20 protein-coding genes are annotated in these 25,707 nt (G+C 71.0%); 12 read left to right on the top strand and 8 right to left on the bottom strand.

What is annotated here, in order from left to right; all coding sequences use genetic code 11:
• The first annotated feature begins 15 nt into the window (after positions 1-15).
• The 4 genes from PUT80_RS17605 to PUT80_RS17590 all read left to right on the top strand — a co-directional run bounded on the left by PUT80_RS17605 (position 16) and on the right by PUT80_RS17590 (position 4,125).
• A complete protein-coding gene (locus tag PUT80_RS17605; RefSeq protein ID WP_275292866.1) occupies positions 16-954 on the top strand; it encodes a sugar kinase in 939 nt (312 codons plus the stop codon).
• Positions 951-2,255: an alpha-glucosidase/alpha-galactosidase gene (locus tag PUT80_RS17600; protein WP_275292865.1), complete on the top strand. Its 1,305-nt coding sequence runs from the start codon at positions 951-953 to the stop codon at positions 2,253-2,255. The genes PUT80_RS17605 and PUT80_RS17600 overlap by 4 nt, the downstream gene beginning before the upstream one ends.
• Before the next feature lie 177 nt (positions 2,256-2,432).
• Positions 2,433-3,263 carry an endo alpha-1,4 polygalactosaminidase gene (locus tag PUT80_RS17595; protein ID WP_275292864.1) on the top strand — a complete coding sequence of 277 codons (831 nt, stop codon included), beginning with the start codon at positions 2,433-2,435 and terminating at the stop codon, positions 3,261-3,263.
• A 52-nt stretch (positions 3,264-3,315) separates the two neighbouring features.
• On the top strand, positions 3,316-4,125 hold the full coding sequence (locus PUT80_RS17590) for a class I SAM-dependent methyltransferase (protein WP_275292863.1): 810 nt from the start codon (positions 3,316-3,318) through the stop codon (positions 4,123-4,125).
• Here PUT80_RS17590 and PUT80_RS17585 read toward each other — a convergent pair.
• On the bottom strand, positions 4,122-5,018 hold the full coding sequence (locus tag PUT80_RS17585; protein ID WP_037813012.1) for a DMT family transporter: 897 nt from the start codon (positions 5,016-5,018) through the stop codon (positions 4,122-4,124). The two genes, PUT80_RS17590 and PUT80_RS17585, sit on opposite strands and share 4 nt — an antisense overlap.
• An 82-nt stretch (positions 5,019-5,100) precedes the next feature.
• On the opposite strand from PUT80_RS17585, the gene PUT80_RS17580 reads away from it, so the two are divergent.
• The 5 genes from PUT80_RS17580 (at position 5,101) to PUT80_RS17560 (ending at position 13,558) form a co-directional block, all read left to right on the top strand.
• On the top strand, positions 5,101-5,994 hold the full coding sequence (locus tag PUT80_RS17580; protein ID WP_037813014.1) for a LysR family transcriptional regulator: 894 nt from the start codon (positions 5,101-5,103) through the stop codon (positions 5,992-5,994).
• 592 nt (positions 5,995-6,586) lie between these two features.
• Positions 6,587-9,121 carry a class III lanthionine synthetase LanKC gene (lanKC, locus tag PUT80_RS17575; RefSeq protein WP_275292862.1) on the top strand — a complete coding sequence of 845 codons (2,535 nt, stop codon included), beginning with the start codon at positions 6,587-6,589 and terminating at the stop codon, positions 9,119-9,121.
• Between the two features lie 32 nt (positions 9,122-9,153).
• Entirely contained in the window at positions 9,154-9,288 is a 135-nt protein-coding gene (locus PUT80_RS17570) for a class III lanthipeptide (RefSeq protein ID WP_158691391.1), read from the top strand.
• Positions 9,289-9,672: 384 nt separating this feature from the next.
• The gene (locus tag PUT80_RS17565; RefSeq protein WP_275292861.1) at positions 9,673-11,325 is read left to right on the top strand and encodes an ABC transporter ATP-binding protein; all 1,653 of its coding nucleotides are present in this window, start codon (positions 9,673-9,675) and stop codon (positions 11,323-11,325) included.
• Positions 11,326-11,842: 517 nt separating this feature from the next.
• The gene (locus tag PUT80_RS17560) at positions 11,843-13,558 is read left to right on the top strand and encodes an ABC transporter ATP-binding protein (RefSeq protein ID WP_238606902.1); all 1,716 of its coding nucleotides are present in this window, start codon (positions 11,843-11,845) and stop codon (positions 13,556-13,558) included.
• A gap of 155 nt (positions 13,559-13,713) precedes the next feature.
• Here PUT80_RS17560 and PUT80_RS17555 read toward each other — a convergent pair whose 3' ends face one another.
• Positions 13,714-14,100 carry a hypothetical protein gene (locus PUT80_RS17555; RefSeq protein WP_037813020.1) on the bottom strand — a complete coding sequence of 129 codons (387 nt, stop codon included), beginning with the start codon at positions 14,098-14,100 and terminating at the stop codon, positions 13,714-13,716.
• A 191-nt stretch (positions 14,101-14,291) separates the two neighbouring features.
• On the opposite strand from PUT80_RS17555, the gene PUT80_RS17550 reads away from it, so the two are divergent.
• Positions 14,292-15,245 carry a 2-dehydropantoate 2-reductase N-terminal domain-containing protein gene (locus PUT80_RS17550; RefSeq protein WP_275292860.1) on the top strand — a complete coding sequence of 318 codons (954 nt, stop codon included), beginning with the start codon at positions 14,292-14,294 and terminating at the stop codon, positions 15,243-15,245.
• A gap of 504 nt (positions 15,246-15,749) precedes the next feature.
• Here the strand turns inward: PUT80_RS17550 and ligA are convergent.
• Positions 15,750-17,741: an NAD-dependent DNA ligase LigA gene (gene ligA, locus PUT80_RS17545; protein ID WP_275292859.1), complete on the bottom strand. Its 1,992-nt coding sequence runs from the start codon at positions 17,739-17,741 to the stop codon at positions 15,750-15,752.
• A 586-nt stretch (positions 17,742-18,327) separates the two neighbouring features.
• Here ligA and PUT80_RS17540 point away from each other — a divergent pair.
• On the top strand, positions 18,328-18,483 hold the full coding sequence (locus PUT80_RS17540; RefSeq protein ID WP_275292858.1) for a hypothetical protein: 156 nt from the start codon (positions 18,328-18,330) through the stop codon (positions 18,481-18,483).
• Between the two features lie 4 nt (positions 18,484-18,487).
• Here PUT80_RS17540 and PUT80_RS17535 read toward each other — a convergent pair whose 3' ends face one another.
• Both PUT80_RS17535 and PUT80_RS17530 read right to left on the bottom strand, forming a co-directional pair.
• The gene (locus tag PUT80_RS17535; protein ID WP_275292857.1) at positions 18,488-18,985 is read right to left on the bottom strand and encodes a hypothetical protein; all 498 of its coding nucleotides are present in this window, start codon (positions 18,983-18,985) and stop codon (positions 18,488-18,490) included.
• 117 nt (positions 18,986-19,102) lie between these two features.
• Positions 19,103-19,465 carry a helix-turn-helix domain-containing protein gene (locus tag PUT80_RS17530; protein ID WP_343076889.1) on the bottom strand — a complete coding sequence of 121 codons (363 nt, stop codon included), beginning with the start codon at positions 19,463-19,465 and terminating at the stop codon, positions 19,103-19,105.
• A gap of 93 nt (positions 19,466-19,558) precedes the next feature.
• Between PUT80_RS17530 and PUT80_RS17525 the strand changes: the two genes are divergently transcribed.
• A complete protein-coding gene (locus PUT80_RS17525; protein WP_275292856.1) occupies positions 19,559-20,203 on the top strand; it encodes an SDR family oxidoreductase in 645 nt (214 codons plus the stop codon).
• A gap of 40 nt (positions 20,204-20,243) precedes the next feature.
• Here the strand turns inward: PUT80_RS17525 and PUT80_RS17520 are convergent, their stop codons facing one another.
• The 3 genes from PUT80_RS17520 to PUT80_RS17510 all read right to left on the bottom strand — a co-directional run bounded on the left by PUT80_RS17520 (position 20,244) and on the right by PUT80_RS17510 (position 25,565).
• Positions 20,244-21,869 (bottom strand): carboxylesterase family protein, encoded by a 1,626-nt coding sequence (locus PUT80_RS17520; protein ID WP_275292855.1) that lies wholly within the window; start codon positions 21,867-21,869, stop codon positions 20,244-20,246.
• 1,275 nt (positions 21,870-23,144) lie between these two features.
• Positions 23,145-23,966: a helix-turn-helix domain-containing protein gene (locus tag PUT80_RS17515; protein ID WP_275292892.1), complete on the bottom strand. Its 822-nt coding sequence runs from the start codon at positions 23,964-23,966 to the stop codon at positions 23,145-23,147.
• 861 nt (positions 23,967-24,827) lie between these two features.
• Positions 24,828-25,565: a hypothetical protein gene (locus PUT80_RS17510; protein ID WP_275292854.1), complete on the bottom strand. Its 738-nt coding sequence runs from the start codon at positions 25,563-25,565 to the stop codon at positions 24,828-24,830.
• Positions 25,566-25,707: the final 142 nt, after the last annotated feature.

Here is a 25,707-nt window from a genome sequence, read left to right as displayed (position 1 = left end):
CCAGAGGAACCACGCATGCCGCACCGCTTCGACCTGCTCGTGCTCGGCGACGTCAACCCCGACGTCGTCCTCGGGCCGCTGACCGGGGACCTCGACTTCCGGCAACGGGAGAACCTCGTCGGCCACGGCTCGCTCACGCTCGGCGGGTCCGCCGCGATCACCGCCGCCGGGGCCGCCCGGCTGGGGCTGAAAACCGCCTTCGCCGGGCGGATCGGCGACGACGCCGCCGGTCGCTTCGTCCGCGACATCCTCGACGAACGCGGCGTCGACACCCAGGCGCTCACCGTGGATCCGGCGTTGCCGACCCCGCTCACCGCGATCCTGACCCGCGACGACAGCCGGGCGATCGTCACCAGCTCCGGGGTGCTGGACGCGGTGTCGGCGGCGGACGTCCCGGCTGAGCTGCTCGCGGACGCGCGGCACGTCCACGCCTCGTCCTACTTCCTGATGCCCAAGCTGGCCGCCGGGCTGCCGGAGCTGTTCCGCACCGCACGGGCGCACGGCGCGACCACGTCGCTGGACACCAACGACGACCCGGCGCGGCAGTGGGATCCCAGCGGCATCAAGCTGGTACTTCAGGAGACCGACTTCCTCCTGCCCAACGCCGCCGAAGCACTCGAGCTGTCCGGACAATCCAGCCTGCTCGACGCCGTGGCGCACCTCGCCGCACAAGGGCCGACGGTCGTCGTCAAGAACGGCGCTGACGGCGCGATCGCCCACCACCGCGGCGAAACCGTCACAGTTCCCGCGTCCCCGATCACCCCGCTCGACACCGTCGGAGCGGGCGACAGCTTCAACGCCGCGTTCCTCGCTGCGATGCTGCGCCGGCTGCCGCTGTCCGACGCGCTCCGGGCCGGGGTGACCGGCGGCGGCCGTTCGACGCTCGCGCGCGGCGGGATCGACGGCCAACCGACTTGGAACGAGCTCCACCTCACTGAAACGGAAAGTGCATGACCACCAAGATCACCTTCATCGGCGCCGGCAGCGTCGTGTTCACCCAGGGCCTGCTCGCGGACCTGTTCGCCTATCCCGAACTGGCCGAGGTGCACGTCGCGCTGCACGACATCGACCCGGAACGCCTGCGCGTCGCGCACGCGGCGGCCGGTCGCATCGCCGAAGCCCGCGGTGCCAAGCCCGTCCTCACCGCGCACCTCGACCGTCGCGAAGCCCTGGAAAGCGCGGACTTCGTCGTCAACATGGTCCAAATCGGAATGGGCGAAGCCACCCGCGTCGACTTCGACATTCCGGCGCGGTTCGGCGTGAAGCAGACCATCGGCGACACGCTCGGCGTCGGCGGGATCTTCCGGGCCCTGCGCACTTTCCCGTTCCTGCGCGAGCTCGGCGAGGACATCACGCAGGTGTGCCCGCGGGCGTGGCTGCTGAACTACACGAACCCGATGGCGATGAACGTGCAGTACCTCTCCGAAACGCTCGGCCCGGACCGCGTGGTCGGCCTGTGCCATTCGGTGTACTGGACCGTGCACGACCTGGCCAAGCTGCTGGAGGTGCCGCTGTCCGAGGTCACCTACCACGCCGCGGGCATCAACCACCAGGCCTGGATCCTGCGTCTGGAGCATCAGGGCAACGATCTGTACCCGCGGCTCGCCGAACTCGCCGAAGACCCGCAGCTGCGGCGGCGCGTGCGGTTCGACATGTTCCGGCGGCTCGGCTATTACCCCACCGAAACCAGCGAGCACTCGTCCGAATACGTGCCCTGGTATCTGGGCCACGCCAGCGAAATCGAGCGGCTGCGGCTGCCGATCGGCGCGTACCTGGACGTCGTGGCGGAGAACGAGGCCGAATACGAACACACCCGTCAAGCCATCGAACGCGACGAACCGCTCACCGTCGAGGGCACCAACGAATACGCGCCGCAAATCATCCACAGTGTCGTCACCGGGACGCCGCGGACCGTTTACGGCAACGTGCTCAACCGCGGGCTGATCCCGAATCTCCCCGCGACCGGAGCCGTCGAAGTGCCGTGTCTCGCCGACGCGACCGGCATCCGCCCCACCCGCGTCGACGCGCTTCCGCCGCAACTGGCGGCGCTCAACGGCACCTATCTGAGCACGACCGAACTCGTGGTGCGCGCCGCGGTCGAGGACGATCCGCGGCACATCCGCCACGCAGCGATGGCCGACCCCGCGACGGCGGCCGCGCTTCCGGTCGAACGGATCTGGGAACTGTGCGACGAAATGGTGCTCGCGCACGGCGACGCGCTCCAGCCCGGATTGCGGAAAACCCTGGGCAGCTAACGAGTCTTGACGGCGCGGCGCGGTGATCCGCTAAACTTCTGGTGCCTGCCGGACGGGCAGGCGCCAGAAGTACGCCCAGCCGGTAATGCGGAATGCCCCGCGAGCCCGGACCCAGTCGCCAGGATGTCTTCGAACCCTCCGAGGCGGGGCCGTACTCACCATCGCTGGAGTCACCAGATGCATTCGCTTCCTGGTCGGATTTCTCGGGGAACCGCGGCGGCCGCGCTGCTCGTCGGCAGTTCGGCGTGCGCGCTCGGGGCCGCCGGCCCGGCGGAGAGCGCGCCGCTCCCCGCGCCGCACAGCGTCACGCTGCCCGCCCCGCATGCCGGGTTCGACTATCAGATCGGCGGTCCGTACACGCCGCCGTCGGGCGTCCAGGCGGTCAGCCGCGACCACAGCGCCCCGGCCGCCGCCGGGGCGTACAACATCTGCTACGTCAACGCTTTCCAGGCCCAGCCCGGCGCCGAGGGCGAATGGGGCGACCTGGTCCTGCGCGACGGCAACGGCGACGTCGTCATGGATCCCGACTGGAACGAGGCGCTGCTCGACCTGCGCACCGCGGACAAGCGGAGCCGGATCGCGGACAAGGTCGGCGGGTGGATCGACGAGTGCGCCGGCAAGGGCTACCAGGCGATCGAGCCGGACAACTACGACAGCTTCACCCGGTCCCAGGGCCTGCTCAGCGCGCGGAACGCGCAGGACCTCGTGAAGCTGCTTTCCTCGCGCGCGCACGGGAAAGGCCTGGCGATCGCCCAGAAGAACACCTCGGAACTGTCCTCGTCGCGGACGGACAACGGGCTGGACTTCGCCGTCGCCGAGGAATGCGGCGAGCAGGACAATTGCGCGGAATACACCCAGTATTTCGGCGACCACGTGATCGTCATCGAATACACCTCGGACGGTTTGCACAACGCGTGCGCCAAGTGGGGCAGCAGCCTGAGCGTCGTCCGGCGCGACCGGGACGTCACGCCGAAGGGCGAATCCGGCTACGTCCGCGAAACCTGCTGAGACTTCCGTCATCCTGCCAGCGCCGCCGCGCGGATGCTGGCAGGGTGGCGGAATGGCCGACGAGTACCCGTTCGACAACGCGAGCGCCCCGGCGAGCGACCGGATGTCCGCGCTGGAAGCCAGCTACGACCGGACGACGTTCGAGCACCTGGGGAAACTCGGCGTCGGCGCGGGATGGTCCTGCTGGGAAATCGGCGCGGGCGGCGGGTCGGTCGCCCGGTGGCTGGCCGGGCGGGTCGGTCCGGACGGGCACGTGCTGGCCACCGACCTCGACACCCGGCTGCTCGCCGACCTGCCCGCCAACGCTGAGGCGGTGCGCCACGACGTCCGAGCGGAGCCGGTCCCGGATCGGAAATTCGACCTGATCCACGCGCGCCTGGTGCTGATCCACTTCCCGGAGCGGGACGAACTGGTCGCGAAACTCGCCGGCGCGCTCGCCCCCGGCGGTTGGCTGGTCCTCGAAGAAATCGAGCCGCGCGGGCAAACCGTGCTCGCGACGCCCGACGAGACCAGTGCGACGGTTTTCCGTTCCGTGCAAGGCCGGATCCTGGACCTGCTCGAACGAGCGGGCAGCGACGTCGAATGGGCCGGGCGGCTGCCGGAGGTACTCGCCGGGGCCGGGCTGCGCGAGGTCGGCAGCGCGCGGGTCACGACCCGGTGGCCGGGCGGCGGGCCGGAAATCCGGTTGCTGGGCGGCGGGCCAGAAATCCGGTTGCTGGCGGCGAATTCGGTGGAGCTGGCCGAAAAGCTGGCCGCGGACGGCGTGCCGCCGGCGGACATCGAGCAGTTCCGCCGGGTGCTCGCCGATCCGCGGTTCACCGTGTCGTCCTATCCCCTCGTGTCGGGGTGGGGACGCCGTTAACGACGGCGGGAGATCGCCACGCCGGCCAGGCAGAGCACGCCGCCGACGAGTCCGTACGCGGTCGGGGTTTCGGCGAGCAGCAGCCAGGACAGCAGCACGGCCACCGCGGGCACGGCGTAGGTCACCATCGTCAGCCGACCCGCGTCCGTGCGACGCAGCGCGTATGCCCACGCGGTGAAGCCGACCGCGGTCGGGAACACTCCCAAGTAGACGCTGCCGAGCACCGCGCCGGCCGGTGCCACCTGCAGTTCGCTGACCAGCTGCGGTGCCCACGGCAGCAGGACCACGGTGCCGACGACGCAGCCGAGCCAGATCGCGGTCAGCCCGTCGACGTGGCGCAACGTGATCTTCTGGACCATGACTCCGGCGGCGTAGAGCACGGCGGCCAGCAAGCACAGCAGCACGCCGGCCCAGTCGTTGCTGCCGGTGGCTCCGGTCGCGATCAGCGCGGCCCCTCCCAGCGCGACCAGCGAGCCGATGACGAGCGAGCGCGAGAAGCCTTCGCCGAGGAACTTCCCCGCCGCGACGGCGACCATCAGCGGTGCCAGGTTCACCAGCAGCGCCGCGGTCCCGGCGTCGACGTGCCGCTCCCCCGCGTTGAGGACGACGGTGTATGCGGCCAGCCACAGCACGGCGTAGGCCGCGACCAGCAGGAACGCCTTGCGCGACAGCCGGACGCGAACCGCGCCCTTGGCCACGGCGAACACGGTCAGGGTGACGGCTGCGACGGCGAGCCGCAGCAACGCCAGCGGCGCCGGGGACAGCGCGTGCCCAACGCTGCGGATAGCGACGAACGACGAAGCCCACAGCACGACGGCGAGCCCGGCAGCTGCCGCGATCTTGCCGAGGTCGGTCTTGCCGGCGGGCGGGACGGTTTCCACGAGATCGGTCACCTGGCCATCGTCGCCTCGGTCGGATGTACAGCACAAGCGATGAGTTCTGTACCTCCGTAAAGGAGTGCTGTACATTCGCCGCATGCTGGACATTCCCCGGCTCCGCGTGCTGCGCGCAGTCGTCGCGTCAGGGTCGATCCGCGCGAGCGCCGCCGCGCTCGGCTACACGCCGTCCGCGGTGAGCCAGCAAATCACCACGCTGCAACGGGAGACCGGGCTGCAACTGTTCGAACGGTCCGGCCGCGGCATCGAGCCCACCGAGGCCGGGCGCACCCTCGCCGCCGAGGCCGAGACGCTGTTCGAGGCGTTCAGCCGGGTCGAGCAGGTGGTGAGCGAGTTGCGGGCCGGACGCGTCGGCCGCCTGTCGATCGGCTACTTCGGCTCGGCAGGCTCGACCTGGCTGGCGCCGACCGTCGCCGCGCTGCGCACCGAATTTCCCGGCCTGCGGCTGGACCTGATGCTGACCGAGTTCACCCCGGGCGACCCGGACATCGACATCTTCGTGGAGGAAACCGGGGCCGAACATCCCGGGTCGGTCGTCGTGCACCGGCTGGCCGAGGACCCGTACCTCGCGGTCGTCCGCCGGGACGACCCGCTCGCCGGGCTGCCGGAGGTGCCGCTGGCCGCGCTCGCCGAACGGCATTGGGTCGACAACGACCTGCGCGAAGGCCCGTGCCGGCAGGTGCTGCTCAACGCCTGCACGCAAGCTGGGTTCTCGCCGAGTTTCGTCGTCGAGACGCACGACTACCGCACCGCGATGTCTTTCGTGGCAACGGGAATCGGACTGACGGTGGTGCCGGAGCTCGGCATCGGCGAATTGCCGGACGGGCTCACCACCGTGGCGCTCGCCTCCCCCGCGCCGGTGCGGCATCTCAGCCTGGCGGTGAAGAAGCCGATCGCGGAGCACCCGGCTGCGCGGCGGGCGGTGGAGTTGCTGGAAAGCCTGGTGTGTTCGGGGAAGGCACTGGCCGGGTAGGGAGCTTGGGCGAGGCGCGGCCGGGAAAGCCGTGAGGGTGCCCCTCACGGACGGCCGACCCGCGAGCCCGGGATCGCCGAGGTTTCGCCCGCGCGGCCGGGAACGCGGGCCGGAAAAGCCGTGAAGGACTCCTTGAGGGAATCAGATTCCCTCAAGGAGTCCTTCACGGCACGCCGGGCGGGGCGAGAATCGCGCGGATCCCCCTTCTCTGGTAACGAATGCGGCACATTCCCGACGCGAATGCGCCGCCGCCACCCCGAATGGCCCAATCCGCACCGGGTTCGCGCCGGACGACGGGCGGAAGCCGGGTCACCGGAACGGGTTGATGGCCTTCCGCCAATTTCTCCGGCTCTTTCCGCGCCGACCTGGGCGAGTCGCCGGGAAACGTCTTCGTTACACCCCGATCGGGTAGGGATGACTCACGCGCAGTCCCGGTTTTCGCGGCCCGAACCCGCGTCCGTCACCCTGACGAGGAGCCTCGAACCCCCGGGTTGGCGGATTGGCCGGGGCACCCCCCTCGTGCGGGAATGGTGTCACCGTCCGACATCGAAGTCGCCCGGTTTTCCTCAGGAAAAGGGAAGGGCTCGTTTTCATGGACGTCCGGTACGAGGCTTTCTGCTTCGCCGATCCGCTGTTCTTCGACGAACCGCGGGAATCCCCGGGCGCGGCAGGCGACCTGGCCGCGGGACTGCCGCTGCCGGGGCCCGGGTGGACGGACGAGACGCACGGGATCTGGCGGTCGCTGCGCCCGGCCGGGCGGAAACTTCCCGCCCAGGGCTGGAAAATCCACGTCTCCGCCGGTCTGGACAACGCGGCCGGCGTACTGTCCCGGGTGCACCGGTACTGTGTGGAGCATCAGGTCGCGTACAAGCATCTGCGCTCCCGGGCGACCCTGCTCAGCCGCAATTCGAAATACGCGCCCCGCGAAGGAAGCGGCAAGCTGATCACGATTTACCCGCACTCCGAAGACGCGCTCGCGACGATACTGTCCGACCTTTCCGCCGAGCTGGAAGGCGAGCACGGTGCGTATATTCTGAGCGATCTGCGCTACCGCGAAGGTCCGCTTTACGTCCGATACGGCGGATTCGCCGAACAGTGGACCGAACACGCCGGAACGAGGGTGCTGGCAATCCGCCGTCCGGATGGCACGCTCGTGCCCGACCGGCGGGAACCGTCCTTTTCCGTGCCGGAATGGGCGCCGATTCCGTCCTGTTTGTCCGACAGCCTGGCCGCGCGCAAGAGCGGAGCCGAATTCCCGTACCGGGTGACCGGTTCCCTGCACTTTTCCAACGGCGGCGGCGTTTATCTGGCCGAACGAGGGGTCGACCGGAAGACCGTCGTGCTGAAGGAGGCCCGGCCGCACGCCGGGCTGGACCGCGACGGCGCCGACGCGGTCGCCCGGCTGAACCACGAGCGCGAGGTGCTCGAAAGGCTGGCGGACGTCCCGGGCGTCCCGCGCGTGTACGAGCAGTTCACCGTGTGGGAGCACCATTACCTGGCGATGGAGCACCTGCCCGGCAGCACGCTGAGCAGCTGGCTCGCCCGGCATTACCCGCTCACCAGCGGCACCCGGGCCGAAGACGGCCTCGAGTCCTTCCGCGATCGCGCGCTGGCGGTGCTCGCCCAGGTCGAACGGATCGTCGCGGACATCCACCGGCACGGGATCGTGTTCGGCGACCTGCACGGCAAGAACATCCTGGTGGACGAGCAGGACCGGGTGTCGCTGATCGACTTCGAACTGGCCGTCGACGCCGATTCCGGCGACCGGCCGGGGCTGGGCGCGCCCGGATTCCGCGCGCCCGCCGACCGGCACGGTTTCGAGATCGACGAGCACGCACTGGCCGCGCTGCGGCTGTGGCTCTTCCTTCCGCTGGTGATGCTGCTGGAACTCGCGCCGGGCAAGCTGCGCGGGCTCGCCGACTTCGCCCAGCAGCGGTTCGACCTGCCGGACGGGTACGCCGACCGCGTGGTCTCCGTGCTCGCCCCGCGCACCGACCGGCCCGCGACCCACACCGCGCTGGACGAGCCGCGGCCGGACTGGGCGCTGGTCCGCAAGCAGATCGCGGAAGCCATCCTCGCGAGTGCCACGCCAGACCGGACCGACCGGCTGTTCCCCGGCGACATCGAGCAGTTCCGCTCCGGCGGCGCGGGGTTCGGCGTCGGCGCCGCGGGTGTGCTGCACTCGCTGCACGTCGCCGGAGCAGGCCGTTTTCCGGAATACGAACAGTGGCTGCTGGCGGCCGCCCGGCGGCAACCGCCCTCGCGGCCCGGATTCTTCGACGGCAGCCACGGCATCGCGTACGTCCTCGAGGAATTCGGCTACACGGCAGAAGCCGACGAGCTGCTCGCCGCGTCGCAGTCGCTGGTCAGCCAGACCACCGACCACGGCCTGGAAAGCGGGCTCGCCGGAATCGGCCTCACCCGACTGCATTTCGCGACGACCCGCGGCGACAACGAATTCGGCCGCCAGGCGCTGGACATCGCCCTCAAGCTCGCGACCGCGTTCGAGACCGCCGACCCGCCCGGCCGCTTCGCCAGGGCCGGACTGCTCAGCGGCTGGTGCGGGCCCGCGCTGCTGTTCCTGCGCCTGTACGAGCACACTGGAGAACCGTCGTGGCTCACGCTTGCCGACCGCGTGCTGGCCCGCGACCTGGAGGAATGCACTGCCGCGTCCGACGGATCGCTGCAGGTCCGCGACGGCACCCTGCGCCTGCTCCCTTACGCCGCGATCGGCAGCGCCGGAATCCTGCTGGTCGCCGAACAGGTCGCCCGGAGCCTGCCGGACTCGGCCGCCGCCCAGAGCCTGCCCGGGCTGCGGGCCGCGTGCCGCGGGGAGTTCGTGATCCACCCGGGCCTGCTCTACGGCCGGTGCGGGCTCGCCGCCGCGCTGTCCTTCGCCGACGAGCCGGACCGCGAAGCCATCGACCTGCACCTGGCGCGGCTGTCGTGGCACGGCGTCCCGTACCACGGCGGGCTGGCCTTCCCCGGCAACCAGCTGCTTCGCCTGTCGACCGACGTCAGCACCGGCAGCGCGGGGGTCCTCCGCACGCTCGCCGCACTAATGGACGGCGCGGAACTGCTGCCCTTCCTGGGCTCCGCACCGTCCCCGCACACCTCCGGCCGATGAGCGCCGGCGGACCCCGAGAGAAGGGAACACCCATGGAACACGTCCTGGAGCTGCAGGCGTTGGAGGCCCCCGAAGCCCTCGAAGGCCAGGGACTGGACCACCACGGCCACAGCCACTACAGCGCATGGTGCGGCGAGAGCACGCTCAGCCTGCTTCTCTGCTACTGACCGCGCGGGCAGGGCGGGAACGGCGCAGGACAAGTGCGCCGTTCCCGCCCCGTTCATTCTGCACTGACTGTTCGTCGCGGTCGCGGCGAGGCAGCTGTCGGGGATCGACGGGCGCGGCCAGGCAACTGCCGAGGGTCGACGGGCGCGGCGAGGCAACTACCGGGAACCGACGGTCGCGACGAGGCAACTGCCCGGAATCGACGGGCGCGGCGAGGCAGCCGCCGGAAAACGACGAGCGCAGCCAGGCAACCGCCGAGGGTCGACGGGCGCGGCGAGGCTTCCGGTGCGTTCGGTTGTCGTCCAGCCCTCGCCTTCCGCCGACGCCACGCTCGCTGCCGGCGCCCGCCGATCTCAACTCGCCGACCACCACGCGAAGGGAGCGACATGGCCGGAGCCGCCGATCGCCTCCTGACCTCGGTCGCCCGCCTGGACCGTCCCCGGCTCGCCGCGCTGATCGTGGCGTCGCTGATCTCCGCCGGCGCCGGACTGCTGCTGCCCGGCGCCCTCGCCGCCGCCACCGACGCGGTGCTCAGCGGCCGAAGCAGCACCGGCGCGGTGGTGTGGCTGCTCGCCGTAGGTGCCGCGGAGATCGCCGCGGACGCCGTCATCGTGGTCCTTCCCGCCCGCCTGACCAGCAACGCAAGCGCCTGGCTGCGCCGCCGGATAACCGACCGCGTCCTCGCCTTAGGCACCGGCTCGCCGTTCGCCCCGGGCGACGCGGTCAGCCGGGTAAGCGGCGATTGCGCCGCCGCCGGAGGCATCGCCGCGGTCGTGGTGCAACTGGCCGCGACCGGGCTCATGTCCTCCGGTGCGATAGTCCTGCTCGCCCTTTTGGACTGGCGGCTCGCGCTGGTCTTCCTGGGCAGCCTGCCCTTCGCCTTGCTGCTGGCGCGATCGCACCTGCGCGGAACGGCGAAGGATGTTCTTGCCTACCAACGGGTTTCCGGCGAACTGTCCGCCCGGCTGCTCGACGCCGTCGCCGGCCTGCGGACGATCGCCGCGTCCGGCACCGCCGACGCCGAAGCCGCCCGGGTGCTGCGTCCGCTGCCGCGGCTGAACCTCGCCGGCCAAGGCATGTGGCGCACCCAGGCGCGGATGGTGTGGCGAGCCGGTCTCCTGCTCCCCACGGTGGAAATCGTCACCCTCGCCGCCGCCGGTTTCGGTGTCCTGGACGGACGCCTGAGCGCCGGAGACGTCCTCGCCGCCCTGGGCTACGTCGCGCTCGGCCTGGGCCTGGTCACGCAGATCCCGTTGCTCACCACCCTTTCCCGGATCCGCTCGGCCGCGCTCCGGATCACCGAAGTCCTCGACACCGAGCCCCCGCCGCGCGGCGCTCTCGGACTGCTGCCCGGAAACGGCACCCTGGAACTCCGCGGTGCCACCGTGCACGGCGCACTCGCCGACGTCGACCTCACCATCCCTGGTGGTTGTTTCGCCGCGATAGTAGGAAGTTCCGGCTCGGGAAAGTCCACTGTGGTCTCTCTGCTCGCCGGTCTTCGCCGCCCCGACGCCGGACAAGTGCTGCTAGACGGCCGCGACCTCGCCGTACTGCGTCCAGAGGAGCTCCGGGCCGTCGTCGGGTACGCCGCCGCCGAACCCGCGCTGCTCGGCGCCACTGTCGCCGATGCTGTCGCTTATGGCTCGTGGGCGAGCGTCCCGGCGGTCGATGCGGCTTGCCGGACTGCCCGCATTCACGACATCCTCGTGCGCTTGCCGCGCGGTTACGACACTCCGCTAGCCGAAACTCCGCTGTCCGGCGGGGAAAGCGCCCGGGTAGGCCTCGCGCGGGCGCTCGCGCGGAACCCGCGGGTGCTCCTGCTCGACGACGCCACCGCCAGCCTGGACACGATCACCGAACGCGCCGTGACAGCTGACCTGGGCCGCCGGACGAGGGTAGTCGTGACACACCGGGCCGCGATGGCCGCACGGGCAGATGTGGTGGTATGGCTGGCGGCTGGGCAAGTCCGGGCGGTTGGGCCGCACGCGCGGTTGTGGCAGATGCCGGGGTACCGCGCGGTGTTCACGGAGGAGACGTGAGCGGGATGCGGTGGCGGAAAGCTCTCGCCGGACCGCGCGCCGAGGCGGGTTCGTGCCGTCGCCTCGAGGCGCAGCCGACACAACATGCGCACGGCGCGACCGCGAACGGCGGACCGCAGCACACCGCTCCCCCAGGATCATCCGCGCCCGCAACACTGACCGCGTCCACGCTGCTGCACCGCACTTCAGAAACGAACCCCGCGCAGCCAAGCCACGTTCGCAACCACACCGCGCCGTCGCATCACGCACCCAAAACGAACCCCGCGCGACGGCGCACCGGTCTCACAGCGCAACCCACTCACGCACGCCACCGCACCACGTCGGCGCTGCCGCACCACACTCCACAACCAACCCCCGCGCCACCGCGCACCCACCTCGCCGCGCAACCAACCCACGCACGCAACCACACCACGCCCACGCCACACCACACCCCGCAACCAACCCCCGCACCACCGCGCACCCGCACCACCGCCCAGCCAACCCCCGTGCGCAACCGCACCGCCCGCACGGAGCGGCCATGAGCGTCGGCCGCCTCTACTGGAGCGCCCTCGCCGGGCAATGGCGCGGCGGGCTGGTTCTCCTGGCCTGCTCTGTCCTCGAAGGACTGCCCGCGTTCTTCTCCGGGCGGCTCGTCGAACTGGCCGTCAACAGCGGGTTCGCGGCAGGCAAACCCGGGGTCGGCCTCGGGTGGCTCGGCGTGTTCGGGCTGGCCGCGCTCGGGGGCGCGTTCGGGTCGCGGCTGGTGTGGCGGCAGCTGGGCAAGGTCGTCGAGCCGTTGCGGGACGCGCTGGTGACTGCCGTCGTGCGCGGGGTGCTGCACGATCCCGCGCCGCCGCGGAGCGGGCCGGACGCGCGCGGCGTCGCGCGGATCACCCAGCATGTCGAGGTTGTGCGCGACGCTACCGGCGGGCTTCTCGTCCAGGCCCGCGGCATGCTCGTCACCACGGCGGCGGCGGTGGCCGGGCTGGTGACCGTCGCGGGGTCGCTGGCGTTGCCGGTCGTGGTGCCGGTGGTGCTCGCGCTGGCCGGGTTCGCCGCGCTGCTGCCCTCGCTCGCCCGGCGGCAACGCGCGCTCACTCTGGCGGACGAAGGCACGGCAGCCGCCACGGGCTCGATCTTTGCCGGGATGCGCGACGTCGTCGCTTGCGGAGCCGAACCGGTCGCCGCGCTGACGGCCGACGACGCGGTGGACCGGCAAGCCGCGGCTGCGGTGCGGGTCGCCAGGTCAGCAGCGCTCCGGTCGGTGATCGTGGCGCTCGGCGGGTTCGTCCCGCTGGTGCTAGCGCTCGCCCTCGCACCGGCGATGGTCGCCCGCGGCGAGCTGACCGCGGGGGCCGCGCTCGGGGCGCTCGTCTACCTCGCCACGACCTTGCAACCCGCGCTGCGCGGACTCGCCGCCACCGCGTCGACGGTCGTCCTCCGGTTGCTCGTCGCACTGCGCCGGCTCGCCGAAACCACCGCCCCGCCCGAAAGCCGCCCGGCGACCGAAAGCCCCGCCGGGCTCGGGCTCGCCGTGCGCGACCTGACGTTCCGCTGGGGCGCGGCGCCGGAACCGGTCGTCCGCGGCCTGAACCTCGACCTGCGCCCCGGCGAACACCTGGCGGTCGTCGGCCCGAGCGGCATCGGGAAATCGACCCTCGCCGCGCTGCTCACCGGACTGCTGACCCCGCAGCACGGCGAAGTCCGGCTGGGCGGCGTGCGCGCCAGCGAACTGGCCGACCGCCCTCGGCATCTCGTGCTGGTCCCGCAGCAGGCCTACCTTTTCGCCGGAACCCTGCGCGAAAACCTGTCCCTGTTCCACCCCGAAGCCTCCGACCGCCGCCTGATCGCAGCCGCGGAAGCCGTCGGCGCCGCCCCGCTGCTGGCCCGCCTAGGCGGCCTGGACGCCGAACTCGGCCCCGGCGCGGAGGGCATTTCCGCTGGGGAGGCCCAACTCCTCGGACTGGCGAGGGCCTATGCCGCGCCCGCCGGAGTCGTCGTGCTGGACGAGGCAACGTCCACTTTGGACCCGGCAGCGGAGGTCCACGCGGAACGCGCCTTCGCCGCCCGGGGAGGCACCCTGATCGTGATCGCGCACCGGCTGTCGTCGGCAGTCCGGGCGCACCGAGTGCTGCTGATGGACGGACAGGAAACGGTGCTGGGCCGACACGACGAACTGCTGGCCGCATCGCCGCGGTATGCCGAGATGATGCGAGCTTGGCTGCCGGAACGATCGCGCCTTGAAGCCAGCTGACCGGCAGGACCGCGTCGTGCGCAGCCGCCGCCGGGCGGGAACGGCTGGAGCAGATTCCCCCGCGATCGGAGCACTCCCGTCACGTCGCCTGCCTGCCCGGATCCGCGCTGATCTGCCGTCCGCCCGGATCCGGGGCAGCCTTCCGGCGGTGCGGCTCAGACCTTGCGCGGCACCGAGGCGATGAGGATCCTGCTGGTGCCGTGGCCGAGGTAGATGTCCACCTTGCTGAACCCGCCGGACGGCCCGGGTTCGGTCCAGCCGAACTTCCGGTAGTCGTTCAGCGCGGACCGCGTCTGGACGTCCAGCAGCGTGCCCGCCTGACGGAACTCGAAGGTCACCGTGGTGCTCGCGGACCCGGCGTCGTCGCGGACGTAGCCGCTGACGCCGACTGAGCGGTTGTACCAGGTCAGCGTTCCCCCGGCGGCCCCGCCGCTGATGTGGTCGCCGAAGTCGGACGTCGGGTAGTCGGCCGCGCTCGCGGCTCCCGCTCCCCCGAGCACGGCGACCGCGGACACGGCGAGGCTGACGGCGATGCGTTTCATGATGGTCCCCCAGAGATGGTCGATGCTGGGCGGAATCGTACTGGGCCGCAGCCTGCGAGGCGGGATTATGCGTGAATTCGCGGGCCTTGCCGGGAAGGCGTCGCGGGCGCTCGTTGACAACCGGAGACAGTCTCCATATCTTGGCAAAGTGGAGATTGTCTCCAGTTTCAGGGTTCCCGTGAGGTGCGGCTGTGAAGATCTTGATGTTCGGACGCGGCGTGATCGCGACGATGTACGGCTGGGTCTTGGAACAGGCGGGGCACGAAGTCGAGTTCTATGTCCGTCCGGGTCGCGCGGCGGAGTACGGGGAGTCGATCAGCCTCGATGTTCGGGACTTGCGGGCGCGGAGGCGGCGGGGTGTCCGGACATGGCCGGTGCGGTATCGCGAGGAACTGGAGCCGGGTCATGAGTTCGATCTGATTGTGGTGAGCGTCCAGCACTATCGGCTCGCGGAGGCGGCGGCCTTTCTGGCGCCGCGGGTCGGGAAGGCGACGGTGCTGGTTTTCGGGAACGTCTGGTCCGAGCCGCTGGCCGCGATCGGCGATCTTCCGATCGAGCAGGTCGTGTGGGGGTTTCCGCAGGGCGGCGGCGGTTTCGGCGAGGACGGGGTGCTGCGCGGGATGCTGTTGCCGCTCGCCGTGTTCGGGACGCTCGGCGAGCCTCCGACCGAACGCGAACGGGTGGTGCGGGAGGTGTTTCGCGACGCTGGGTTCCGGATCCGCGAGCGACCTGACTTTCGCGGCTGGCTCTGGGTGCACTTCGTCTCGGACGCGGGTCTGCACTCGCAGGGCGTGCGAGTCGGCTCGTTGAGTTCGCTGGCCGGGTCACGGGACGATCTGCGCGAGGCGTTGCTGGCCGGACGCGAGCTTGTGCCGCTTCTCGAAGCCCGGGGCATCGACGTGCGGCGGCATCGGGGCGCGTTGCTGCTGTTCCGGGCACCGACCTGGCTGACGGTCCCCGTGCTCGGGTGGATGCTGGCCCACTTTCCCCCGGCGCGGCTGAATTTCGAGGCGCACTCCGATCCCGACGCCCGCGAGCCGCGCGAGATCTGCCGCGACGTCCTGGCCGACGCCCGGCGGCTCGGGGTCACGGTGCCGCGGCTGGAGGCGGCGGAGCCGTACTTCGGTCTGGAAAGGACAGAGTGAGCCCCGGCTTTCTCGAAGCGTTGCCAGAACAGTCCCGGCGGGATCGGACTCTGGACGCCAGCGGGTGCCCGCGGCTGGTCGCTTCGCCGGGTGTCGACGGTTCGCGCGGGCCCTGGGGTTCGCTGCCTCGGAGCCCCACCACTCGCGCGAGCCTCTCGCCGCACGCTCGCGCTGACCCGGCTGTTGCCGGGCCGCGCAGCGAGCGCACTGCCGAATGCGCACGACGCCTGGAGTTCGGCCGCCGAAATCGCGGGGCGGCCGCCCATTCCGGACGCCGGAGCACCTCGCACAGCCGGACGAACAACGCGTCGATGGCACAGCCGACGATCAACTAGCCATCCGAGGCCGCGAACGCGCGGCACGACGGAATCCGACGAACACGTTGCCAGGCAAAGAGTTTTCAGCCATTCCGGCGTGCGCCAGCGCGAGCCGCCGCCACGATCCGGCGACCTCTCCCCGCCGGTTTTCCCGGGCGGCGGTCGCCCGTCCGGGAAAACAGCGGGCTCAGACCACTCCGGCCGCGATCAGCTGCTCCCAGATCACCCCCTGGTCAACGACCTCGACGCCCAGTTTCTCGGCCTTCGTCAGCTTGCTCGCGCCGACGTCGGCTCCGGTGATCAGCAGGTCGGTGCTCGCCGACACTGACGACGCGGTGGTCGCGCCTGCCGTCTCGCACAGGCGCTGGAAGGTGGGGCGGGGCACTTTCTCCCCGGATCGCGGGTCGCTGATCGCGCCGGTGACCACCACGGTCTTGCCTTCCAGCGGCGCGCCCGCAACGACGGCGGGCGGGAGGTCTTCTTCCAGGACGTCCAGGGAGACTCCGCGTTCTCGCAGGCGTTCCAGCTCGGGGCGCAGCCGGGTGAGGTGTTCCACCAGGGAGGCGGCGACCTTCGGTCCGATGTCCTCGACCTCGACGAGACCGTCGACGCCCGCCTCGATCACCGCTTCCAGGGAGGCGAATCCGGCGCGGCACAGCCGGGCGGCGGTGCCTTCCGACGCCATCGGGATCGCGAGCCCGATCAGCGCCCGGCGCAGCCCGACCCGGCGGCTGGCGTCGATCGACTCGATCATCCGCGTCGCCGAGACCTCGCCGATGCGGTCGAATTCCAGGAGACGTTCCTTGGTGAGCCGGTAGAAGTCCGACGGGTGTTCCAGGATCCCGGCCTCGGCCAGCCGTTCGATCCACACGCCGCCGATCGCGTCGATGTCGGCGGCCGCGCGGGACGCCCAGTGGATCAGCCGCCGCACGGTCTGCGCGGGGCAGGAAACGTTGGTGCAGAACAGTTCCCGGCTGTTGCCCTGCTCGGTGAGCGGCTGTTCGCACGACGGGCACGTCGACGGGGGCACGATCTCCCGCTCGGCTCCGGTGCGTTTCGACTCGTCGAGCACGCCGCCGACGAACGGGATCACGTCGCCCGCCCGGCGCACCAGGACGGTGTCGCCGATCTTGATGCCGCGGGCGCGGATGACCTCCTGGTTGGCCAGCGTCGCGCGGGTGACCGTGGTCCCGCCCACGAAGACCGGCTCCAGCCACGCGACCGGGGCGATCTTGCCGGTTTTGCCGACGTCCCAGACCACATCGGACAGCACTGTGGTCTTCTCCTCGGCTGCGAACTTGTACGCCAGCGCCCCGCGCGGCGAGCTCGACCGGGTGCCCGCGGCGGCGTACGCGGCCCGGTCGGCGAGCCGCAGGACGGCGCCGTCGATGTCGTAGTCCAGGTCGTTGCGCTGCTGCTCGATCGTGGTGATCACGGCCTGTGCGGAGGCCGCGTCGGCGCAGCGGCGCATGTCCGCCGCGGTGAACCCGAGCGCCAGCAGGCCGCTGCCCAGGTCGGTTTCCGAGCTGCCGGGTTCGGTGTCCAGGTCGAAGGCGAAGAAGCGCAGCCGGCGCTCGGCGACCGCGGCCGGGTCCTTCGCGCGCAGCGTGCCCGCCGCGGCGTTGCGCGGGTTGATCAGCGGTTTGTCCGGGTGCGCGGTGTTGTAGGCGGCGAACGTCGAGCGCAGCATCACCGCCTCGCCGCGCACCTCGACCCGGCCCGGGGCGCTGACCTGGTGCGGAACGCCGTCGGTCAGCGCGCGCACCAGCATGGTGACGTCGTCGCCGGTGGTCCCGTCGCCGCGGGTGACCGCTCGGGCCAGCCGGCCGTCCTCGTACACCAGGGCCAGCGACAGGCCGTCCAGTTTGGGCATCACGACCACCGGCTGGCCGGGGAACCGGTCGAAGAACGCCTCGACCTGCTCCGGCTTCGTCGCCTTCTCCAGCGACAGCATCGGCCGCGAATGCCGGATCGGCGCGTGCAGCACCGCGGGCCCGCCCACCTGGTCCAGCGGATTCGGGTCCGGGGCCAGCTCGGGGCTCGCCTCGATCAACCCGCGCAGCTCGTCCTCGATCGCGTCGTACTCCGCGTCCGCCACCACCGGCGAACCCCGGTAGTACGCGTCGCGCAGCACTACGACCTGATCGGCCAGCTCCTGAATACGTTCCCGAACGTCCACGAACCGGAACGCTACCCGGCCCCACCGACAAAACCGGACAGCGACGCAACCCGAGCAACCACGGCACGAATCTCCGGCGGCCGGACGAAGGCCGGAACTCCTTGTGCGGCAAGGGTCTGATGCCGCGGCAAGCGCTCCCCCGGCCGGCTCGGCTGACGCCGCCCGCAAAGACAAGACTGTTCTTTCCCCCGATCGCCGCGCACCCCCGATGCCATCGATCACCCGACAGCGGGGAGTTCTGGGGTGCCGGAGGAAAACCGCGTCGAGCGGGAGCTTGTCCTCGAACAGGAGTACGTGACCAGCCTCTGCGGCCGGCTCGACGCGGTGCGCGAGGGGGTTCTGCAGCGCAGATCCGGAGGCCCCGGCGGATCACGCCCCGGGGGCGGGTGGTCCCCGCGCTGGACGACAAACTGCTCGATCCCGGCGCGGCGGACGCCGGGGCCTGTCAGGGAGGCAGCGGTGATGGCGGCGCTCACGGCGGACCGGACCGGGCGGATCGGCGACATCGTCACGACGTTGCAGGCCGAGCAGGACCGGATCGTCCGCGACGGGTACGCGGGCGTGGTGGTGGTCGCCGGGGCGGCTGGTGTCGTTGCGGGGAAGCGGCACGACGACGGTGCTGGAGTTCGATTCGGTGCTGATCGTCGATCCGGCCCGGATCCTCGAAGCTCCGCGCGGGCGGCTGGGGATCGTCCATCTTGGACCGGTGCCGGACGAGCTCGCCCGGCTCAAGGAACGGTGAACGGTCAGGATTCGAGTTCCTGCAGCGCGCGGGCCAATCGTTTGATCATGGACCGTCCCGCGTCGACCTGGAGCCGGGCGAATTCGTAGCCGAGGACGCCTTCGCCCGCGACGCCGATCCGGCCCCGGAGCGCCTGTGCCACGCCGGAGTTCAGTTCGGGTTCCGAGACCCAGGCGAGCTGGTCGAGCGTCCACGACCGCAGCGGCTTGCCCGGGGCGGCCCGGACGATGCCGCCGACGGTGAACAGCGCGACGCCGTGCGAGGTGAGCGAGAAGACGAACCGGCCCGGGGTCGAGATCGGCACCTGAGGGGCTTCGGTCTGCCCGCGACGCGCGGCGAGCGCCATCCCGGCCGCGCCGGCGAGGCCCGCGATGCCCGCCGCGCCGGCGACCATCGTCTTGCGCACGCCGCCGGTGCGGAACGCGACCAGTGCGTCCAGCACGCGCTCCCCCGGCGCGAGTTCTCCGGCGAGCCGGCTCTCGACCTTTTCCCGCAACGTCACGATCCGCAGCCTTTCCCGATTCGCCAGCACGGTCCACGACCGGGCAGTTCTCGGAGGCTATGCGTGCCGGAAGCCAGCGGGTGACGGGATTTTCTCCGACAGACCCCCGGAAGAAACTCAGCTCTGCCGTGCGGCCTGGGCGCGTTCGCGGGCTTCGAGGATTTCGGGGACGTGGCTTTCGGCCCATTCGCGGACCGCGCGCAGCGGCACCAGCAGGGACTGGCCGAGGTCGGTGAGCCCGTACTCCACGCGCGGCGGCTGTTCCGCGTACTCGACGCGGACGAGCAGGCCGTCCTCCTCCATCGCGCGCAGCGTTTCGGTGAGCACCTTCGGGGTGACGCCCTGGATCCGGTCGACCAGCGCGGTGAAGCGCATCGGCCCGTCCTCCAGCGCGTTGACCACGAAGACCGTCCACCGCGCCCCGATCCGGTGCAGCACCACCCGGGACGGGCAGCGGGCGGACATGACGTTGTAACGCACGGCTATTCCTCCGGTTCCGGTTACGTTGAAGTACCTGGTCACTTTTCCATAGCCTACTTCGGCCACGGCGAACCGACGGAACGGAGAAGGACCATGAACAACCGGCTGGCCGGACAGACAGTGCTGGTGCTGGGCGGACGGCACCTGGGCACGGCGATCGCCGACGCCGCGAGCGCCGAGGGCGCGAAGGTGCACGTCGCGTCCCATCGGCCCGGCGGACTGCACATCGACCTGCGCGACGAGGCGACCATCGCGGCCGCGGCGGACGAACTCGGGCCAGTCGATCACGTCGTCAACACCGCGGCGGCGCCCCACGCGGTGCCGGTCCGCGAACTCGACCGGGACAAGACCGTCGACGCCTTCGCGGCCAAGGTCATCGGCCCCTTGCTGCTCGCGAAACACTTCACGATCCGACGGTCGCTGCTCCTGTTCTCCGGGCAGGTCGGCTGGCGTCCGGCGCGCGGAAGCGTCGTGACCGGCGTGACCAACGGGGCGGCCGCCTTCGCCGCGCGACACCTTGCCGCCGAACTCGCGCCGGTCCGGGTCAACGCATTGTCGCCGGGGATCATCGACTCCGGCGTCTGGGACGGAAAACCGGACGTCCTCGCCAACGCCGCGAAACGAACCCTCGTCGGGCGCACCGGCACCGTCGCCGACGTGACCGACACGGTGCTGTGGATGCTGCAGGCCGAATTCCTCACCGGCGAAACCATCCACCTCGAAGGCGGACGGCCCTGAAACCGGTGCCGGCAGGAGGAAACCCTGCCGGCACGGCACCTCACCGACGCTGCGCGAACGGAGCCAACGGGTTCCACAGGCCGTCGCACCGGTGCTGGCGCGGGATCTCAGTGGTGAGCTGGCTGTCCCCCGCCGCGTTGAGGGACATGACGACCGGGTTGCGTTCGGTGAAGGGATCCCACTGCGGAGTGCCGTCCACGGTGGGGTTTCCGGTGCGCGCGAAGCCGGTCCACTGCGCCACCAGCTGGTCGGAGAGCACCTTCTGGTTGGGGTTGAGCTGAACTCCCGGCGGCGGCGTCAGCAGCATCCCCTCGGAGACGTGGTACGCGCCGTTCGGTTTGGTGGGATCGAGGAAGAACGCGGGCGGGACGTCGGTGTCGTCCATTTCGTAGGCATACACCGGAATATGCCGGGACAGCCGCTCGTCGTTCAGCAGCGCGGGGCAGACCGAATTGGAGTCGGCCACGATGGTCCGGAAGGCGAGGAACGGCGCCGGGTTGGGGAATCGCTTCAGCGGATAGCTTTCGCTGACCTCCTTCGCGTGCTCGCCGTACTGCTGCGCCACCATTTTCCGGTAGTCCTCCGGAGTGGAAGCGGACGGCAGCTGGACCTCGTCGCGGGCCACTCCGTGCATCAGCGCGACCTTGTTGACCCGGCCCTTGGCGAACGCCTCGCCCGGCGACATCGGCAGCGTGGTCCCGTTCACGATCGGCGCGATCGGGCCGCTGTCCGGTTTCATCCCGTTGCCCGCCTGCTTCAGCAAGGTCGCCACGGGCACCTTGCGCAAGCACTCCCCGGCATTCGACTCGCACCCCAGCGCTTTGGCGAACCGCGCGCCCGCCTGCTGGGCCTCCTCCTCGTCGGGAAGATCGGCCTTGCAGTCCTGCGCCTGCCACTGGATGTCCTTGCCCAGCAACGAGTTGTACTCGCCGTTCTGGGCGATGCCGCGCTGGAACAACCCCGCCGCAGTGGGCGAAACGGTGTGGTCGCAGACGCTCGAACCGCCCGCGGACGCCCCGTAGATCGTGACGTTGTGCGGGTCTCCGCCGAACTTCGCGATGTTGCGCTGCACCCAGCGCAGCGCGGCCTGCTGGTCCTGCAACCCGTAATCGCCCGCGTGCTCGCCGTACGCCGCGTGCGCGAGGAACCCGAAAATCCCGAGCCGGTAGTTGACCTCGACGCTGATCACGCGGCCCTCGGTCACGAGCCGGCTCGCGTCCTGTGCCTGCAGGATCAGGAATCCGCCGCCGTGGAATTGCACCATGACCGGGAGCTTCTCGTGCCCGGGGTTGGCGGGCACGCGGACGTTCAGGTTCAGGCAGTCCTCGGTCTCCGATCCGGGGCCAAGCCCGGCCAGCTGCGGGCACGCGTTGCCGGGCGCGGTCGCGGGGAACGGCTCGGTCCATTTCGCCGGACGCTGCGGCGGGGCCCAGCGCAGATCGCCGACCGGCGGCGCGCCGAACCGGATCCCTTCCCACGACCGGACATCCGGTCCGGCGATCCCGCACACCGGACCGTCGTCGGTGGTCACCGTCGTGTCCGGCGAGCACGCCGGCGGGGGTGCCGCCGCGGCCCGCTCGCCGGCCATCGACGCCGAACCGGCCAGCGACGCCGCCGCCAGCGCGACGGCCGCCAGCGCGACGCCTGCCTTCCCGTCAAGTCTCATCCGTCCTCCTTCGCTCCCGCCTCGCCGGGAGAGCCGGACGGAGGGCGCGGGACACGACGAGCGGCATCCACGCACCGACCAGGCGGCCTGCCGGCATGGGCTCGACATCACCGGCGGCCTTTTCCCGGCCGCCGCCGCGAGAACGGCACGAACCGCTCGTTCCCGCCTGACTCCAGCATGGGCTCGCCGGGAAAAGGCACAACCTCCGTTCGGTCGCGCCGGAACTGTCAAATTCCCGGGCAGAATGGTCTTTGTCAGGGATCGGATTCGCGCCGCCGGACCGGCCGCGACGGGTCGATCGGCGAATGCGGTTCATTCTTCGCCGCAGCAGAACGGAATCCGCGGGAAACGCGGACGGAACACCGCCTTCTCCGGGGAGCGGCAGGGGCAGCAGGATTGCCCGCCTGACAAGCACGCAGCGGGTGTTCGCAGTCGCGGTTCCCTTCAGCGCCGCGCCGAACTGCCCGTCGGACAGCCCGGCCTGCCGGGAGAGGCCGGGCAGCGCGGCCGGGCTCGCTCGGCACAGCAGGCCGAACCGCCGCTGCTCGTCGACCCGGTCGCGCCGGGCCTTCCCGCCCAGCGCACCGCCGCCAGCGAGGCCTCCGACTCGTCGACCCCGACGAGCACCGCGCGGTCAGGCTGTTTCCCGGACACCTCCGCCGGCCTTTCCCGCCGCCGGGCCTGCCGTGGCCTGCCCGCGAGTGCTCCGGCAAGGCCCGAAATCCTTTCCCTGGGGGCGAAAGCGCCTCCCACGGGGATGGCCGGCGTCCGTGCTGGCCGCGTGCTCGAGCAGCCGGTACCGACCGCCCGCCAGCGGACCGCTCGCCCGGGCCCCGGCGACGATCAGCTGCGCCCCGGCGGAAATCCCGGACAGCGCTCGCGCCGCCGAGCGCACCCGGACGACCTGCATGCGGACCGGCACGACCGGATGTTTGCGAGACCGCGCGGCCACCTGTTTTCCCGCAGCCCGCTTTCCCGGCCAGCGCGCCCGTCGTGCCACGCGTGGACCGCTTCGGTTCCGGCTCCGCGCGAAACCGCGGCGGCGAGAGCGAAAGCGAGTGCGCGCCCGGCGCGAGCAGCCCGGCTTCGCCGGACCGCGCGGCCAGCAATTCGGCCGCGGTCCGGAACCCTCCGCGTGGCTCAGCGGGATTGCCCGGCTGTTCCGCTTCCTGCGGCAGCGGGCAAGGCAGAACGGTCCCGGCTCAGCGGCACCGGAGCGAAATTGCGCCGTTCCCCGGGAAACGTTCCGCCTTCCGGACGCGTCCGGCGCCCGGGCTATTCCACCGGACGGCTGGATTTCGCGCTCCGCCAATCAGCCGCCACCGTTTCGCGGAGGATGCGCTGCGCGGTCATCCGGGTCGCCTGCAGCGACGAATGCGCTTCCCGCGAATTGAACACCCGACGCGGCGCCGCGACGCTCAGCGCGGCCACCGCCGTCCCGGTCACGTTGAACACCGGGACCGCCGCGGCGAGCAGCGCGCCGGGAACGCGCGGGTTGAACGACACCTCTCGCTGCCTGATCTCGCGCAGTTCCGCGCTCAGCCACGCCGGGAGACCGCCGCCGTTCTCGTCCTCGCCGCGGTAGCCGGCGAAGACCGCGAACCGCCCGGCGAGACCCGGGTCGAACGCCATCAGCACGCGTCCCGCCGCGCTTCCGGCGAGCTGCGAATCGTTTTCGATGCGCTCGGCCAGCGAGCAATATCCGCTGCTGTAGATCAAATGCACGAAGTCGACGACATTTCCGCTGGCCACGCCGAGTCCGACCAGATAGCCGGTGCGCCAGTGGATGTCGATCAGGGACGGGAGGATGCCTCTGCGCAGCCGTTGCAGTTCCTGCGTCGAACCGGGCCTGGCGAGGCGGCACACCGCTTCCCCGTGCCGGTAATGGTATCCCGCCCGCACGACCATTCCGTATCCCTGCATCTCGGCGAGAAGCCGGTGCACCGTGCTTTTCGGCAGCCGCGTCGACCGCGAAATCTCGCTCAGCGTTTCGATCCCTCCCGAATCCCGGATAGCGCCCAGGATCGAAAGCGCCCGGGGAATCGGCCTGCGCGGCGCCACGCTCGTGCAAGCCCACCGCCCGTTGCCGTCGCTCATAGTCACGACCGAAACCTCCACCGCATCCGCGAAATCCCTCTCGTGCACCCGCGCGGAGTCTCCTCCCCGCGCACCGGCGAGGCCGCGCGACCGCCGCCCCGCGCGGGCCTCGCGCCTCCGCCGTTCCCGGGCGGCGCCGCGCCTCGCCGCCGCCCGATTCGTTCGCTACCCGCGTCTTTCCCGAGACAGTCCTGCTCTCGCGCCTTCATGCTTGCCCAGTGCCGCGTCCGGCACAACCGGTCGCACCCGTTCACTGAAAGAGATCGCCCCAGTGGCGCAGCGGGACGGCCCGCCCGCCTCGTCGTGCGACAGGTCCGTCCCCGGAACCGGTCGCAGCCGGTCACGCTGCGTCGCCGTCCCGGGTTCCCGCGCCCTCGTGGTCGCCCGCCGTGACAATCGCTTCCCACCGCTTTTCGTCCGTCGGACAATCAGGGCGAAAGATCGCGCGGAAACCCCGGCGAACAATCGCCCAGAGCCGAGAATGTTCACGGCAGTCCCGCGTTTACGCCGGAGCGCGTCGGCGGACTCCGGGCAGCGCCGCCGTCGCCCGCGACCCTGGCGCCCCCGCGGTCGGCGGGCGGCACCAGTTCCGAAGCGACGATCGACCGGACCGGCCACGACGGCGAGGGTGGCGCCGTCCGTGCCGGCCGCGGGAGAACCGGCCGATCCCGTTTCCGGCGACCGCCGCTCCTCCGCCGGACGACAATACCAGCACTCAGTAGCCAGCGAGCGACCAAACGTGGACGGAGAGCAATGTTCCAGACCACGGAACAGGGCCTTGACGCGCCCGGGGATTTCCGTTCCGGACCGAGAAGTGCGCGAGGGGAACCGTGACGGAATCAGAGTCCGTCAGGGTTCCCCTCACGCAGCACAGCAGCGAGCCGCCGAAGCTCCGCGGCGAATCCGGCCGCTTCGGCGAGGCAGCGCACGCAGGCGAGTTTTCCGCCAGCCGCACCAGGAGCGGACAGCAGGCGTCCGGTGAACCGGCCGCCGGCTGCCTCCGCGACGGCACCGTGCCCCGGGCAAGCCTAGGTCGATCGCCGCCTCCTGGACCGGGAAATCGTGGTTGCCCGACAACAGATGGATGCGGCAGCCGATCGCCCGCAACAGCGAAAGCACCTCCGGGACAACGGAAAACAGCGTGCCCCGGCTCGCCCGCCAGGTCTGCTCCGCCGCGAACCCGGCCGGTGCGACCGACTCGCCTTTCATCGCGAGCGCGTACGACCGGCAGATCTCGTCCAGCAGCCCCGGCGGCGCATTCTCCGCAGCCGCGCACTGCGCGATGGCTTCGAGGCAGGACAAGCCCGCTTGCCGGTCGCAGGTGCCGTCGTCGAGGAGGACCCGCAGATAATGCCGCGAAGTGTGCCCAGGCAGCAGAGTCCCGGCCAAGACCAGAATGACGTATTTCGCCGCGGGGTTCCTTCCGCACCGATTCTTCGCAGCCGCGAAAAACCCTTCCGCGCGCGTTTTCGCCGATTGTCCGGGCTGACGCTGCAGCGGCGCACATCCGAGCAGCGCCGCTTGTTCCACGGCCCGGACCCCCAGGTCCGTGACGAGTAGAATGCCGGCACGGCTGGCCAGGTCGAGTTTGTTCTGCACCCGGGCCACCTGCGCGTCCCGCGCCGCGGGCTGAAGAACAACTCAGCCGCGATTTCGTTCGTCGTCAGCCCGCGCACCACAATTTCCGCAGCGAAAGGGAACCAGCGTGCACGGTGATTTCTTCCGCATCGGCAGGCATTCC

The organism is Amycolatopsis sp. La24 (genome assembly GCF_029087445.1).
GTDB lineage: Bacteria > Actinomycetota > Actinomycetes > Mycobacteriales > Pseudonocardiaceae > Amycolatopsis > Amycolatopsis nivea.
This window is presented reverse-complemented; position numbering and strand designations above follow the sequence as displayed.

Bases quoted from the DNA above. Each gene is read 5' to 3' on its own strand.
- PUT80_RS17595 (WP_275292864.1), top strand. From the start codon at position 2,433: ATGCATTCGCTTCCTGGTCGGATTTCTCGGGGAACCGCGGCGGCCGCG.
- PUT80_RS17525 (WP_275292856.1), top strand. From the start codon at position 19,559: ATGAACAACCGGCTGGCCGGACAGACAGTGCTGGTGCTGGGCGGACGG.
- PUT80_RS17605 (WP_275292866.1), top strand. From the start codon at position 16: ATGCCGCACCGCTTCGACCTGCTCGTGCTCGGCGACGTCAACCCCGAC.
- PUT80_RS17590 (WP_275292863.1), top strand. From the start codon at position 3,316: ATGGCCGACGAGTACCCGTTCGACAACGCGAGCGCCCCGGCGAGCGAC.
- PUT80_RS17570 (WP_158691391.1), top strand. From the start codon at position 9,154: ATGGAACACGTCCTGGAGCTGCAGGCGTTGGAGGCCCCCGAAGCCCTC.
- PUT80_RS17580 (WP_037813014.1), top strand. From the start codon at position 5,101: ATGCTGGACATTCCCCGGCTCCGCGTGCTGCGCGCAGTCGTCGCGTCA.
- PUT80_RS17565 (WP_275292861.1), top strand. From the start codon at position 9,673: ATGGCCGGAGCCGCCGATCGCCTCCTGACCTCGGTCGCCCGCCTGGAC.
- PUT80_RS17560 (WP_238606902.1), top strand. From the start codon at position 11,843: ATGAGCGTCGGCCGCCTCTACTGGAGCGCCCTCGCCGGGCAATGGCGC.
- lanKC (WP_275292862.1), top strand. From the start codon at position 6,587: ATGGACGTCCGGTACGAGGCTTTCTGCTTCGCCGATCCGCTGTTCTTC.
- PUT80_RS17520 (WP_275292855.1), bottom strand. From the start codon at position 21,869: ATGAGACTTGACGGGAAGGCAGGCGTCGCGCTGGCGGCCGTCGCGCTG.
- PUT80_RS17600 (WP_275292865.1), top strand. From the start codon at position 951: ATGACCACCAAGATCACCTTCATCGGCGCCGGCAGCGTCGTGTTCACC.
- PUT80_RS17555 (WP_037813020.1), bottom strand. From the start codon at position 14,100: ATGAAACGCATCGCCGTCAGCCTCGCCGTGTCCGCGGTCGCCGTGCTC.
- PUT80_RS17515 (WP_275292892.1), bottom strand. From the start codon at position 23,966: ATGAGCGACGGCAACGGGCGGTGGGCTTGCACGAGCGTGGCGCCGCGC.